Below are 14,072 nucleotides of genomic sequence, written 5' to 3' on the forward strand. Positions count from 1 at the left end.
CAGGATCGTCAGTCTCGATTTGCGCCCATCGCCGCCATTATTTCATGATGCCCTTGCGCCATACCGTTTTCAGGAACGATTTGGCCTTCGTTGTTTTTGACTTCTTGCAGATGCGCCATCAGCTGTTCATCAATGTCATCACCGCGCCCTAAATAAACGCCCTTGGTTAAGCTGATATGCGCGGCCTCAAAACTGCCACCACCTGCACACAAAATAGTGCGGTTTGGTGCATCTTGTGCCGCAAGTACTAACATAGCTGGTACCACATCGCTCGCTTGTATCGCATTGAGCATGGCTTCTGGATACAGGCCATTGGTCATGCGGGTTGCTGCGGTTGGTGCGAGTGCGTTGACGCGGATATCGTGTTTCGCGCCTTCGATTGATAGGGTTTGCATCAAACCGACTAAAGCCATTTTGGCTGCGCCATAATTGGATTGGCCGAAATTTCCGTATAGGCCGGAAGATGAGGTTGTCATCATGATGCGACCATAATTTTGCGCCGTCATAACAGGCCATACCGCCTTACAACAATTCACGCTGCCCATCAGGTGTACGTCGATGACCAATTTAAAATCATCGAGTTCCATTTTGCCGAAAGATTTGTCACGCAAAATACCAGCGTTATTGATCAGGATGTCGATGCGCCCCCATTTATCTAAAGTCGCTTGCACCATGGCTTGGACTGCCGCAAAGTCGGTGACTGAGGCGCTGTTCGCAATTGCTTCGCCGCCAGCCGCTATGATTTCATCGACCACCGCTTGTGCAGCCGTTGCAGAGCTGCCTGATCCATCGCGTGCACCCCCTAAATCATTGACCACCACTTTGGCGCCGCGCTTGGCAAGAGCTAAAGCGTGTTCACGACCAAGACCACCACCAGCACCAGTTACGATAGCAACGCGACCTGAAAAATCTAAGCTCATGCGGACTCCTGTTTGACTAAATTAAAAATAAGGTAAAAATTAGAATTAAAGTTGAAATTCTGTGTTTGCACTTCTTTATCCCACAAGTGGCAAATCGCCGATGCTGGGTTTGGGATGTGCGGCGCTGAGCAATCAAGAAATGCTTCCACCGTCATCACGCTTCCTAAAGGCATAAGCTATAAGATAACTGAAAAAATACCAAGAGAGTTTAGAATTTTTTCGAGAAACACATCTAGCTGATATGGATCAACTACTAAACACGCAAGAATTCTTCACGTTGCCCCATCCAGCGCTGTAAATGTGCTTCCACCGTAGTCATATCATGTGCCAATAATTGCACAGCTAGATTGCGTGCCTTCTCCACTAAATACTGGTCTTTCTCCAGATTGGCAAAACGCAGCAAGGCTTCGCCCGATTGTCGCGCACCTAAGAATTCACCAGGGCCACGCAGCTCCAAATCTTTACGCGCAATTTCAAATCCATCAGTGCTTTCGCGCATGGTCAATAATCGTTGTTTCGCGGTGTGACCGAGAGGGCCTTGGTATAGCAGCAGACAAACACTGGCGGCAGCACCGCGACCAACACGCCCACGCAATTGATGCAACTGGGATAGTCCAAAGCGTTCCGCATGTTCGATCACCATCAGGCTCGCATTAGGTACATCGACGCCGACCTCAATCACGGTCGTTGCCACCAAGACTTGTACTTCGTTGCGAGTGAAGGCATCCATCACGATTTGCTTTTCGGCGGGTTTGAGTTTGCCGTGCACTAAACCAATGCGACAGTCGGGCAATGCGGTACTGAGCATCGCGTGCGTGTCAGTTGCGGTTTGTAATTGCAGGGCTTCGGATTCTTCGATCAGAGGGCAGACCCAATATACTTGCTTGCCCTCTTGCGCGGCGGCGTGTACGCGTTCTATAACCTCGTCGCGGCGATTTTGATCGACCACCCGCGTCACAATCGGTGTGCGCCCCGGTGGTAATTCATCGATCACCGAGACTTCCAGATCTGCGTAATAGGTCATCGCCAGCGTGCGTGGTATTGGCGTGGCCGACATCATCAATTGATGCGGAATTTTGCCCGCTTCTGCTTTGTTGCGTAGCGTAAGTCTTTGCGCCACACCGAAGCGATGCTGTTCATCGACGATGACTAAACCCAGCTTGGCAAATTGCACGCTGTCTTGAATCAGCGCATGGGTACCAATCACCAGTTGTGCTTCACCGGAAGCGATGAGGGCGTTTGCCTGCTCTTTCTCTTTCTTCTTTAAACTACCGGTCAGCCATGCAGTCTTAACGCCAAGTGGTTCTAACCAACCAGCGACTTTACGAAAATGTTGTTCCGCCAAAATCTCGGTCGGTGCCATTAAGGCAGCCTGATAGCCGCTGTCAATTGCTTGCGTAGCGGCGAGCGCGGCAACGATGGTTTTCCCACTACCCACATCACCCTGCAGTAATCTTTGCATAGGGAAATCTTGTTTGAGATCGGCACGGATTTCTTCCAATACGCGCTCTTGGGCACCAGTTAATTTGAACGGCAAGGTCGCTAAGAACGCATGCGTCAATGTCCCAACAATAGGCAAAGCAGTCGCGCCCTGCGAGCGACGTGAGGCCTGGGCGCGCTTGAGTGAGAGCTGTTGTGCTAAGAGCTCATCAAACTTCATGCGCTCCCAAGCCGGATGCTCGTGTTCCAGCAAGGCGTATTGATCGACATCAGGTGGCGGGTTGTGCAGTAATTTCACTGCCGATTCAAAATCTTGCAAGCCCATTTCCTGCAGCAGAACAGGGGAGAGCGTGTCGTACCATTGCACTTTATTGAGCGCGCTAGTAATTGCTTTGCGCAGCATGGTCTGCGAGACACCATCGCCAGCGTGATACACCGGCGTCAGCGAGGTCGGTAGCGCCGCGCCTTCGTTCACCATTTTGTAGATCGGATGCACCATTTCGGCGCCGAAGAAACCGTGGCGAAGTTCGCCACGTGCTCTCACTCGCATGCCGACCGCCATCTGCTTGATCTGACTGCCGTAAAAATTTAAAAAGCGTAAGACAACTTGTCCGGTATTGTCGCTAATCGTCACAACCAGTTGCCGACGTGGTCGATATTGAATGTCGCATTCGGTGACTTCACCTTCAACTTGCACCGAACTGCCACCGCGAAAACCCGCATCGCGCATGGACACGACTTCAGTCTCATCTTCATAGCGCATCGGTAAATGCAGAGCGAAATCCATGTCAGAACGCAGGCCTAGTTTGGCAAATTTCTCTTCCAAGCGCACTGGCTTGGCAGGAGCAGCTTTCTTCTTGCTGGCAGGCTGAGTAGGTGCACTTGCTGACATAGGGTAAAATAGCCGGTTAATCAAAAAAGGAATTTGCAAGATTTTACTGGTTTTTTATACAGTAAAGGGGATTTTTCGTAGGGCGGGTGCAACCCGCGCCGTTAGTTTGTATTTATTTTGGTGTAATTATGTACTCACTCAGTGATTTTGATTTTGAACTCCCACCCGAACTGATCGCGCAAACTGCTTTGCCAGATCGTACCGCTTCACGCCTGTTACACGTGGGTTATACGGGCATCGTTGACCGAACATTTACCGATATCGTTGATCAACTCGATGCGGGTGATTTGTTGATATTTAACGATACACGCGTCTTGAAAGCGCGTTTTTTTGGTGCCAAAGAGACTGGCGGTAAAGTCGAACTGCTGGTCGAGCGTGTGATCAAAAATACAGATGATGAACATATCGTACATGTACAAATGCGGGCTTCTAAATCGCCTTTGCTTGGTAGCAAAATCCGCCTGGCGGATGCGTTTGATGTGACGGTTGGTGAGCGCGCAGGTGAATTTTTTACACTGCATTTCCCAGGTGATGTGTTTGAACTCATAGAAAAATACGGTCGCTTGCCGCTGCCGCCGTATATCAATCATGAAGCCGATGATTTCGATGAGCAGCGTTACCAAACCGTGTATTCACGTGTGCCTGGCGCTGTCGCAGCACCGACTGCAGGTCTGCATTTTGACGAAGCGCTTTTGGAAAAATGTAAAGCCAAAGGCATACAACTCGCGTTCGTAACTCTGCACGTGGGCGCTGGGACTTTTCAGCCTGTGCGTACCGAAGACTTAAGCAAGCACGATATGCATAGCGAGTGGTACACCGTACCAGAAGAAACCGCAGCGGCAGTACGCGCGACCAAAGCCGCTGGCAAAAATGTGGTCTGTGTCGGCACTACCAGTATGCGGGCGATTGAATCAGCTTCGCAAACTGGTGAATTGTTAGCCGGCAGTGACGATACTTGTTTGTTCATCACGCCCGGTTATCGTTTCATAACTGTGGACCGTTTAATTACGAATTTCCATTTACCAAAATCGACACTAATGATGCTGGTATCAGCGTTTGCAGGTTACGATGCGATACGTGAGGCGTATGCACATGCAATCGCGCAAAAGTATCGTTTCTTTAGTTATGGTGATGCGATGTTGCTCACCAATCGTTCGTAAAAAAACTTTGAACCGCAGAGGCGCAGAGTACGCAGAGACATTTTGTTGGAACTTTTGTGATGTCTACGATGCGGTTAGCTAATCTCTTGATTGATTTGTCGTCACTCCCGCGAAGGCGGGAATCTAGCGGCGTAACAGCCGAAAGACACTGGATCCCTGCCTACGCAGGGATGACACAAGTAGTGCTGAGCTTATCTAAATGGTGAATCTCGATTCTTTGCCTCCGAAGTTAAGCTTTTAATTTTCTAGTTTCATTTTTTTTAGGTCGGTAAATCCTATGCTGCAATTTCAATTACTCAAAAAAGACAAAACCACTGCTGCGCGTCGTGGTCGAATTACCGTCGATCATGGCGTGATCGAAACGCCTATTTTTATGCCGGTCGGCACCTACGGTTCTGTGAAGGCGATGTCGCCGCTCGAACTCAAAGAAATCGACGCCCACATTATTTTGGGTAATACCTTTCACCTGTGGCTGCGTCCGGGTTTAGACGTCATCAATAAGTTTGGCGGCCTGCATGATTTCATGGGTTGGGACAAACCTATCTTGACGGACTCTGGTGGCTTTCAAGTGTTCTCACTTGGCGCAATGCGCAAGATTACTGAAGAAGGCGTGAAATTTGCCTCGCCGATTAGTGGCGAACGCTTATTCTTGTCGCCAGAGATTTCCATGCAAATTCAACGTGCTTTGAATTCCGACATCGTCATGCAATTCGACGAATGCACGCCGTATGAAATTGACGGTCGTCCGGCCACCAGCGAAGAAGCCGGTAAATCCATGCGCATGTCTTTGCGCTGGGCACAACGCTCTATGAATGAATTCAAAGGCGGCGAAAATCCAAATGCTTTATTCGGCATCGTACAAGGCGGCATGTTCGAAAACCTGCGCGACGAATCTCTCGCTGCGTTAAACGAGATGGGCTTCGATGGTATGGCGATTGGCGGCTTATCCGTTGGTGAGCCTAAAGAAGACATGCTGCGCATCCTGTCGCACGTGGGCCCAAAACTGCCAGAAAACAAACCACATTATTTAATGGGCGTAGGCACACCAGAAGACCTAGTCGCTGGCGTGGCCAATGGTATCGATATGTTTGACTGCGTCATGCCAACTCGCAATGCGCGTAACGGCTGGATTTTCACCCGCTTTGGCGATGTCAAAATCAAAAACGCCCGCTATAAAGAAGACAAAGCGCCATTGGACGAAACGTGCACCTGCTACGCCTGCAAAAACTTCTCCCGCGCTTACTTGCATCATTTGCACCGCACAGGTGAAATCCTCGGCGCGCGTTTAAATACCATCCACAATTTGCATTACTACCTTGATCTGTTCCGCCAGATTCGTTTGTCTTTGGATGAGGACCGTTTCCCTGAGTTTGTTGCTCAATTTAAGGCTGATCGGGCAAGCGGGGTGTAGGCTGAACGCTTTTGATTTGCTTATTGGTGATGCCCAATTTGCTATAAAGAACTGTTTGCACAACAAGTTTTCTCTAGTCTAGGCTGATTTATTAGAAACTAAGCTTCCTAATGCTAGAATGTTGCGCTTTGTTGCTAGGCATGAAAATGCTGATCATTTTGGCAAATGTATTGTAGGGCTTTAAATCTTCAATATTGCCCCAAGATGCGTGCAAGTGTCTGATTTGTTTTAAAAAAATTATTAAATGGAGTTTTATCGTGTTTATTTCTAATGCTTATGCGCAAGCTGCTGGTGCAGCGGGTACTGAATCTTCTTTGATGAGCTTTTTGCCTATCATCTTGATGTTTGTGGTTTTGTATTTTGTGATGATACGTCCACAAATGAAACGTCAAAAAGAACAAAAATCCATGCTCGACGCCTTGGCAAAAGGTGATGAAGTGATCACTGCTGGCGGTATTGCGGGTAAAGTTACTAAAGTAACCGATGCTTTCGTTTCAGTTGAAGTGAGTAATGGCGTAGATATTCAGATACAAAAAAGCGCAGTGACCACACTGTTACCAAAAGGCACATTGAAATAACGTTCGCTGGTGCGGCATAAGGGGCAAATTTAAAAGTTTGCCCCTTCGTTATTTTAGTTAATTAGTTTTCTGTCGTTTTCACACCGCTGTTCTCAATTAGACTCTCGCTATGAATCGTTATCCTCTCTGGAAGTACATCATCATTGTGATATCCCTGGTGTTTGGTGCTTTATATACAGCGCCGAATTTCTACGGTGATTCGCCCGCTGTGCAAATTAATAGTGCGAAAGCCACTGTCAAAGTGGATAACGCCATGATTGCGCGGGTGGAACAAGTATTGAAAGATGCTGGCATCAAATCAACTGGCTTCTCCTATGACTACAATGGTATTCAAGGCTCAGTACGCGCACGTTTTGCGAATATCGATGTGCAGTTCAAGGCGAAAGCTGCCTTGGAAAAAGGCTTGAACCTTGATCCTACTGATCCCATTTATACCGTCGCTTTAAACTTGTTGCCGAATACGCCAGAGTGGATGCAAAAGCTGCACGCTTTCCCTATGTACTTAGGTTTGGATTTGCGCGGCGGTGTGCATTTCTTGATGAAGGTCGATACGTCGGCCGTATTAAATAATCGTTTGAACGCCTTGCAATCAAGCATACGCAGCACCTTGAAAGATAAAGAAGTGCGCCATGCTGGTATCTCTCGCGATGCCTCTTCGGTGACCATCAAATTCCGTGACGCTGATACACTCAAAAAGGCGCGTGACGTCATCGCACGCCAAATGAATGACGTGAATTTACTCGATAATGCGGCCACACCGGATAATGCAGACTTGTCGATCAAAGTAACGGTGAAACCAGATGCTTTGACGAACCTGATGAACGAGGGCGTGAAGCAAAATATTGCAGCATTGTCCAAGCGTGTGAATGAGATTGGTGTTGCAGAGCCGATTATTCAGCAACAAGGCGCAGATCGTATTGTCGTGCAATTGCCAGGCGTGCAGGACGTAGCACGTGCTAAATCCATCATCGGCAGGACTGCGACCTTAGAAGTGCGTTTGGTCGATCAAAGTGTGATTGGTCCGGTGACGGAAGATACGGCCGTGCCATTTGGTTCTGAAATGATCAAAGTGGGACGTGGCGGACCAGCAATTTTGTATAAAGAGCCAATTGTAACTGGCGATGCGATCACAGGTGCACAGGCGAGTTTCGACCAAAATCAACAACCGGCAGTGAGTATCGATTTGAATAGCGAAGGTGGTCGTCGCATGGGTGAAACGACACGCCAAAACGTCGGTAAGCCAATGGCTTTCGTTTTGTTTGAAAAAGGCAAAGGCGAACTTCTGCAAGTCGCAACGATTCAAGGTGTATTTAGTAATAAGTTCCAAACCACGGGCATGCGTTCTACCAATGAAGCAAATGAACTCGCATTGCTATTACGTTCAGGTGCTTTAGCTGCACCTATGGAAGTCATAGAAGAACGCACCATTGGTGCGCAACTCGGTGCGGAAAATATCACGAAGGGTATTCACTCCACCATGTACGGTTTTGCTGCTATTGCCGTGTTCATGATTATCTACTACATGATGTTCGGTTTCTTCAGCGTGTTTGCCTTAGCGGTGAATCTGCTATTGCTGGTTGGTATTTTGTCGGTGATGCAGGCGACTTTGACCTTGCCAGGTATGGCGGCGATTGCCTTGGCACTGGGTATGGCGATTGATGCCAACGTCTTGATTAATGAACGTATTCGAGAAGAACTTCGTGCTGGTAATTCACCGCAAAACGCGATTCTGCAAGGTTTCGACCGCGCGTGGGCGACGATTCTCGATTCCAACGTGACGACTTTGATCGTTGGTCTAGCCTTGCTGGTATTTGGCTCTGGTCCGATTAAAGCGTTTGCGATTGTGCATTGCTTGGGTATTTTGACTTCGATTTTCTCCGCGGTATTTGTTTCGCGTGGTGTGGTCAATCTTTGGTACGGACGCAAAAAGAAATTGGCTTCCGTTTCTATTGGTCAGATTTGGAAACCTGCTGATTAAGCGTAGTCCGCTCAGCACTTAGTCAATTACAGAAAAGATTTAGGGATTTATCATGGAATTATTCCGAATTAAACGCGACATACCTTTCATGCGCAATGCGCTGATTTTTAATGTCATCTCCGCTTTAACTTTTGTTGCGGCTGTGTATTTTCTTATGACGAAAAGTTTGCATTTTTCGGTGGAATTTACTGGCGGTACCTCGATGGAGGTCAGCTATAGTCAAGCGGCGAATACAGACAAGATTCGCGACAGTATCAAGGCCTTGGGTTTGAATGAAGTTGTGGTGCAAGCTTTTGGTAAAGCTGAAGACGTGGTGATTCGTATGCCTTTGCCTAAGGTGGCTGAAGGCGCTGCAAAACCAAGTGAAAAAGAACTCAATGCGATGATTACAGCGCAAAATGAGCGTGTGATGGGAGCCTTAAAAGCGGATCATCCAGACGTGGTTTTGCAAAGAACAGCCTTGGTTGGCGCTCAGGTTGGTGATGAATTAGCGCACGATGGTTTAATGGCTTTGTTATTCGTCATCGTTGGTGTGATGGCTTATCTGGCGATACGCTTCGAATGGAAATATGCGGTAGCGGCGATTATCGCGAACTTGCATGACGTGGTGATTATTCTGGGTTTCTTCGCTTACTTCCAATGGGAATTTGACTTGGCCGTGTTGGCAGCGGTATTGGCGGTTTTGGGTTACTCAGTCAACGAATCCGTGGTTATTTTCGATCGTATTCGCGAAAATTTCTTGAAGATGCGTAAAGCGACTGTGACAGAAGTTATCGACAACGCGATTACTAGCACAATCTCTCGTACCGTCATTACCCATGCCTCGACGCAAATGATGGTGTTGTCGATGTTGTTCTTTGGCGGCCCAACTTTACATGGTTTCGCGATCGCGTTGACGATTGGTATTTTGTTTGGTATTTACTCTTCAGTGTTCGTTGCGGCAGCGATCGCGATGTGGTTGGGTGTAAAACGTGAAGATTTGCTCAAGCCAGTGAAAGAAAAAGACGAAACCGATGGAGCGGTTGTGTAAATTTAAACACTTAACTGTTGTTTCGCAATTTTCGTAACAAAACGTATAAAAGAACCAAGCCAGCCTGAGTGCTGGCTTTTTCTTTGTTAAGATGCAATTTCTTGCAGGGTGAGCGCAAAGTGCACACTAATTGAATATTAAATCAGCAAATTAGCTTCTTTTTACCTAAGCTTATAGAACTTTCTCCAGAGGAAATGTCTAATAGGCTTCGATCTAAAATCCAATCAATATGAAAAATACAAAAACAGTACTCGCACTTTCATTGGCTATTGTCGCCGGCGGTGGCTATTGGTTGTGGAAAAAAAATGGCACCGAGAGCACCGAATTGGTGGCGGGTCAGACGATAGGCGCTAAAGGCGATAAGAACCGTCCTGTGACAGTCAATACCGTCTTAGCGCAAAAGCGCAATTACGATGTCAAACTGAGTGCGAATGGCGTGGTTTCTTCCCTGAATATTGTTGATGTGCGTCCGCAAGTCAGTAGCGTGATTGAAAAAGTTCATATTAAAGAAGGTCAATTTGTACGCGCTGGCGACTTGTTGTTCACTTTAAATAATCGCGCTGATACCGTGAATTTAGCCAAAGCGCAAGCGCAGCTCGACAAGGAACTTGCCAGCTTGGCCGAAAATCAGCGTCAACTAGCGCGCAGTAAAGAGTTATTTGAAAAGAAATTTCAATCTCAAAGCGTAGTAGATGCTGCACAAACCACAGTGCAAGCCCAACAATCCGTGGTAGATGGTGCTAAAGCGGCAGTGGCTGCGGTAAAAGTCAATTTAGCCTATAGCAAAATTACTGCACCAGTCAGCGGTCGCACTGGTTTGATCAATGTCTTCCCAGGCTCTTTAGTGCAACCAAGTACTTCAGGTGCGGCCTTGGTAACGATCACCCAAATGGACCCGATTGCGATTACTTTCCCGCTGCCGCAACGCAATTTGTCGGATGCTTTGGATAGTATGAAGCGTGGCGACAGCGTGGCGTTTGCCAGTTTGCCCGATAACAAAACGAATTTTAAAGGCAAGCTGCAATTCGTTGATAACGTGGTCGATGCGGTTTCAGGTACCGTTAAAGTTAAAGCGGTATTTGATAACAAAGAGATGAAATTGTGGCCTGGCGCATATGCCAATGTGGAGTTGAGCGTACTTACTTTAAAAGATGCCATCGTGATTCCGCGTGATGCGCTGGTGATGGGCGTGAATGCAGTTAGTGTCTTTGTGGTCGATGGCGAAGGTAAAGCAGAACAAAAGAAAGTCCAAGTCCAATACAGTTTTGAAAATGATGCAATCGTGACTGGTTTGGAATCAGGTACGAAAGTCGTACTGGAAGGTAAACAAAATTTACGTCCGGGAGTGCCAGTGAAAGAACGTACCGAAGGGGACAACAAGGTTAACGGCAAAGGCGATGCTAAAGCTAAAGGTGAGGGCGGCGAGAAGAAATCTGCTGAAGGCGCAACTGCTTCAGAGCCATCGGCTGCCAGTTTACCTGCAGTCTCGGCTCCAAAGCCAACGTCTTCCGCAGCTTCCGCAGCGAGCGCATCATGAATTTATCGGAGTTATTTATTCGTCGTCCGGTGATGACGATACTGCTGAATCTTTCTGTGGTGGTGGCAGGTATTTTGGCATATCGCATGATCCCGATCGCGGCGCTGCCGAGTTATAACACCCCTGTCATTAGCGTCGGTGCGGGTTTGCCTGGTGCTAGTCCTGAGACTATGGCGACCTCAGTCGCGCTGCCTTTGGAAAAGCAGTTTGCGACCATCCCGGGTTTGGCGACCATCAGTTCTAGTAGCACACTTGGTTCTACTTCACTGACGCTAGAATTCGATGCTAGTCGTAATGTTGATGACGCTGCTGTGGATGTGCAGGCCGCTCTGTTACGTGCGCAGCGTGCTTTGCCAATTGAAATGACGTCGTTGCCGTCGTATCGTAAGGTCAATCCTGCTGATTCTGCCGTGCTGATTTTGGCCTTGACCTCGCCGTCGTTGAGTCTGGCTGAATTAACCAATTATGCAGAACACCTGATTTCACCCAATCTATCGACGTTAGCTGGCGTCGCACAAGTTAATATTTTTGGTATCCGCCGTTACGCGGTGCGTATTCGGGTTGATCCAGGTGCATTGGCCAGCCGCAATATTGGTTTTGATGAGATCACTACGAGCATACGTGCAGCCAATTCAATTGCACCTGTAGGCACCTTAGATGGTGATAAACAAACGCTCACGATTGTGGCCAATAAGCAGTTACAAAACGCCTCAGAATTTGCGAATATCATTATCAGCAATAAAGGTGGTCAGGTCGTGCGTTTGCGCGATGTCGCCAGTGTGGAAGACAGTTATGAGACAGTAAAATCAGTCGGCAATTTCAACGGCGAACCCGCGATTATGCTGGCGATACAGCGTCAGACCGATGCCAATACGGTGAAAGTTGTTGATGCAATCAAAGTGGCGATTCCTGGCTTTAAAGCGCAATTGCCTAGCTCGGTCAATATCACTTTGGCCAACGATAGATCGGTATCGGTACGTGACGCTTTGCATGACGTGAACCTGACCTTGTTATTGACGATTTTCCTCGTAATCGTCGTCATCTTCTTGTTCTTACGCCACATGGTTGCAACGATTATTCCAGCCTTATCGCTGCCAGTATCTTTGGTGGGTGCTGTGTTCTTGCTATGGGCCTTTGGCTATACCCTCGATAACGTCTCTTTGCTAGGCATCACCTTGGCGGTGGGTCTCGTGGTCGATGATGCGATCGTGATGTTGGAGAATATTATCCGCCACGTCGAGATGGGCGAGACGCCGTTTGAGGCAGCACTCAAAGGTTCACGCGAAGTTGGCTTCACGATTATTTCTATCTCGACTTCGCTGATTGCGGTGTTCATTCCTATCTTCTTCATGCCAGGCGTGATTGGACAGCTTTTCCATGAATTCGCGGTGGTCGTTAGTTTGTCTATTGTGGTGTCCGCCTTTGTTTCGTTGACTTTAGTACCGATGTTGGCGAGTCGTTTCTTGAAAGCAGAAAGCGAACATTTGCCACCATCAAAATGGATGGGTGCATTAACCAATAGTTTTGAACGCGGCTTTAATGCTTCTTTACGTGCCTACACTCGTGGTCTGGATGTGGCATTGGCGCATCGCAAATCAGTGCTGTTTGTGGCTCTACTGACGTTTATCGCGACCGCGTATATGTTCAACGCGATTCCTAAAGGTTTTTTCCCTGAAGAAGATATAGGCCAGATCAACGTTTCTACCGAAGCGGCGGAAGATACCTCTTTCCCAGCGATGGTGATTTTGCAGGAAAAAGTGGCAAAAATTTTGCGCGAAGATCCCAATGTCTTAACGGTGTCGTCTTTCCACGGTGGCGGTGGCTCACAAAATACGGGTCGTGGCTTTATCAATTTAAAACCGCGTAACCAGCGTAAGCCTATGAAAGAGGTAGTCGAAGGCTTACGCAATAAATTGAAAGCCGTGCCGGGTATTTCTGTATTTTTGCGCCCTACACAGAACTTACAGTTAGGTGGACGTCCAAGTAAGAGTCAGTATCAATTCATTATGCAAAGTGTGGATGCTAGCGAGTTGAGTAGTTGGGCGTTTAAGATGCAAGATAAGATGCGTTCTGATCCGGGCTTTAAAGATGTGACGACCGATTCACAACTCAAAGGTTTGCAAGCCTCGATAGAGATCGACAGAGATCGCGCTAATTCTTTAGGGGTCGGCATCGACGCGATTCGTGCTGCTCTGTATAGCGCATTTGGTGAGCGTCAAATCGCGACCTTGTTCACCAGTGTCGATAGTTATGCGGTGGTGCTAGAAGTCGGTCCCGAAGACAAGAAAGATGAAGCGGCGATTGGTGCGATTTACGTGCGTAGCAATACTGGTAGTCTGGTGCCGATGTCTAGCTTTGCCACCGTCAAACGTACTGTCGGCCCTACAGCGATTAATCACGTAGGTCAGTTGCAAGCGGTCACGGTATCTTTCAATCTGGCACCTGATATGCCTTTGGGCGACGCAACCAATAAGATCGATAAATTCAAGGACGATATCAAGTTGCCTTCGTCCGTGATCACCTCCTATGGTGGCGATGCGGCCGTGTTTAAAGATTCTCAGTCCGGTCAATTGATCTTGATTATTTCGGCACTGCTGGTGATTTATGTTTTGCTAGGTGTTTTGTACGAGAGCTTCATCCACCCGATTACGATCTTGGCGGGCTTACCGTCAGCAGCAGTTGGAGCCTTGCTGATGTTGGAATTATTCGGTAAAGACTTAACGCTGATCGCGACCATTGGTATCTTGCTCTTAATTGGTATCGTGAAGAAAAACGCGATTATGATGATCGACTTCGCACTCGATGCGCAACGTCATCGCGGCATGTCGCCACCAGAAGCGATACGCGAAGCCTGTATTGAGCGTTTCCGTCCAATCATGATGACGACCTTAGCGGCGCTGGTCGGTGCCTTACCGATTGCTTTAGGCTTAGGCGCTGGCGCTGAACTACGTCAGCCTCTGGGCTTAGCGGTCGTCGGTGGTTTGATCTTCTCTCAAGCGATTACACTGTTTATCACGCCGGTCATTTATCTGGCTTTGGATAAATACAGCGGCAAAGGTCCTATCGTTGGGAACGCGATTTAGGTTTTAATTTTTTGATCAACACATGGTGGGTTTGTATTTGCTG

The 14,072-nt window shown here is 47.9% G+C and carries 9 protein-coding genes; 7 read left to right on the forward strand and 2 right to left on the reverse strand.

Annotated elements, in window-relative coordinates:
• Positions 1-8: 8 nt before the first annotated feature.
• Positions 9-920 (reverse strand): SDR family NAD(P)-dependent oxidoreductase, encoded by a 912-nt coding sequence (locus tag ACO0KZ_RS12640; RefSeq protein ID WP_422995681.1) that lies wholly within the window; start codon positions 918-920, stop codon positions 9-11.
• A gap of 253 nt (positions 921-1,173) precedes the next feature.
• Positions 1,174-3,252 carry an ATP-dependent DNA helicase RecG gene (gene recG, locus ACO0KZ_RS12645; protein WP_422996045.1) on the reverse strand — a complete coding sequence of 693 codons (2,079 nt, stop codon included), beginning with the start codon at positions 3,250-3,252 and terminating at the stop codon, positions 1,174-1,176.
• A 128-nt stretch (positions 3,253-3,380) separates the two neighbouring features.
• Between recG and queA the strand changes: the two genes are divergently transcribed.
• The 7 genes from queA to ACO0KZ_RS12680 all read left to right on the forward strand — a co-directional run bounded on the left by queA (position 3,381) and on the right by ACO0KZ_RS12680 (position 14,029).
• Entirely contained in the window at positions 3,381-4,412 is a 1,032-nt protein-coding gene (gene queA, locus ACO0KZ_RS12650) for a tRNA preQ1(34) S-adenosylmethionine ribosyltransferase-isomerase QueA (RefSeq protein ID WP_422995683.1), read from the forward strand.
• Between the two features lie 277 nt (positions 4,413-4,689).
• Positions 4,690-5,823 carry a tRNA guanosine(34) transglycosylase Tgt gene (tgt, locus tag ACO0KZ_RS12655; protein ID WP_422995685.1) on the forward strand — a complete coding sequence of 378 codons (1,134 nt, stop codon included), beginning with the start codon at positions 4,690-4,692 and terminating at the stop codon, positions 5,821-5,823.
• Between the two features lie 254 nt (positions 5,824-6,077).
• Positions 6,078-6,401, forward strand: a complete 324-nt coding sequence (gene yajC / locus ACO0KZ_RS12660) for a preprotein translocase subunit YajC (RefSeq protein ID WP_422996047.1) — start codon at positions 6,078-6,080, stop codon at positions 6,399-6,401.
• A gap of 109 nt (positions 6,402-6,510) precedes the next feature.
• A complete protein-coding gene (secD, locus tag ACO0KZ_RS12665) occupies positions 6,511-8,379 on the forward strand; it encodes a protein translocase subunit SecD (RefSeq protein ID WP_422995687.1) in 1,869 nt (622 codons plus the stop codon).
• A gap of 52 nt (positions 8,380-8,431) precedes the next feature.
• Entirely contained in the window at positions 8,432-9,409 is a 978-nt protein-coding gene (gene secF / locus ACO0KZ_RS12670; protein ID WP_422995689.1) for a protein translocase subunit SecF, read from the forward strand.
• A 229-nt stretch (positions 9,410-9,638) separates the two neighbouring features.
• Entirely contained in the window at positions 9,639-10,946 is a 1,308-nt protein-coding gene (locus ACO0KZ_RS12675) for an efflux RND transporter periplasmic adaptor subunit (RefSeq protein WP_422995691.1), read from the forward strand.
• Positions 10,943-14,029, forward strand: a complete 3,087-nt coding sequence (locus tag ACO0KZ_RS12680) for an efflux RND transporter permease subunit (protein ID WP_422995693.1) — start codon at positions 10,943-10,945, stop codon at positions 14,027-14,029. Before ACO0KZ_RS12675 ends, ACO0KZ_RS12680 begins: the two co-directional genes overlap by 4 nt.
• Positions 14,030-14,072: the final 43 nt, after the last annotated feature.

Origin of the sequence: Undibacterium sp. Di24W (assembly GCF_049340325.1) — a bacterium.
Classification (GTDB): domain Bacteria; phylum Pseudomonadota; class Gammaproteobacteria; order Burkholderiales; family Burkholderiaceae_D; genus Undibacterium.